The organism is Psychrobacter sp. H7-1, assembly GCF_904846585.1.
In the GTDB taxonomy this organism is placed as follows: Bacteria; Pseudomonadota; Gammaproteobacteria; order Pseudomonadales; family Moraxellaceae; genus Psychrobacter; species Psychrobacter raelei.
This window is the reverse complement of sequence record NZ_CAJHBH010000104.1, coordinates 1-859: the sequence shown is the minus strand read 5'-3', so window position 1 is coordinate 859 and position 859 is coordinate 1. Positions and strand designations below refer to the sequence as shown.

The window sequence follows — 859 nt, the reverse complement described above, 5'->3', positions numbered from 1 at the left end:
GCTATCTTCTTGACGGCCTCGGCTTTAAATTCGTCACTGTAGCTTCTTATTTTCTTGGTCATGATAAACTCCGATTAATACGCTTAGTTTACCAAGTTTAGGTGTACGGTTTCTTCAGCATAGCTCAAAACGGCTTGATAGATCAGACCTTAATTGTAGTTCAGATGAAGAAAGAGTTGCTTGAGATAAATAATTAAGACTATTGTAAATTAAATACGCAGCTATACTAACTCGTGGTTCGGGATTCTTAATACCAAAGATATTACCTTCTAACCCGTAGAAGAAAGAACATGGGTGACCTTTAAATTCTTTGTTTAAGTAAGCAATGATATCTGAAAGCTTCATTTCTACTTTATTGATGCTTACAGGAATCCCTCCTTTAAAACCGAGCTCTAACAATACCTCTTTGCCCTCCCACTCCTTATCTCTGATCTCTTTAATTGGTAGTTTTCTTTCAGGGATTTCTATATCACCGTTCTCAATTACCTTACACCATAGATTCTCATCTATCGAATAAACCCCTCTTGAGCTGTTAAAAAATACCTTTAGGTTTTCTGGTAAGCTGTTAGTTTTACTATCTCTAGTTATGTACTCACCAATAGAAGGGGTAAAGAAATACTTTTCAGGAGCAAGTATCTCTATTGTTTTTGCAATTCTGAAAAAGGTATTTTGAAAAGCAGTGACATTAGATGCAATTATATCTATGTCGAGTTTATTGGCGTACTCAATTGCTTTTGAACCGCCCCGAGTATATCGGAGAGTGGATTACTTGAGTCAGGCAGCTTTGTTTGACTCATTAAGACTATCATAGTATCGTCTCTCAAACTCAAAAGGCGACACATAACCAATCGTACTATGA

General features: G+C 36.4%; 1 protein-coding gene. It reads right to left on the bottom strand.

The genetic code is table 11. The annotated features are described in order from the left end of the window. Positions 1 to 114: 114 nt before the first annotated feature. Positions 115 to 510 carry a hypothetical protein gene (locus JMX92_RS13815; protein ID WP_413786872.1) on the bottom strand — a complete coding sequence of 132 codons (396 nt, stop codon included), beginning with the start codon at positions 508 to 510 and terminating at the stop codon, positions 115 to 117. Positions 511 to 859 lie beyond the last annotated feature (349 nt).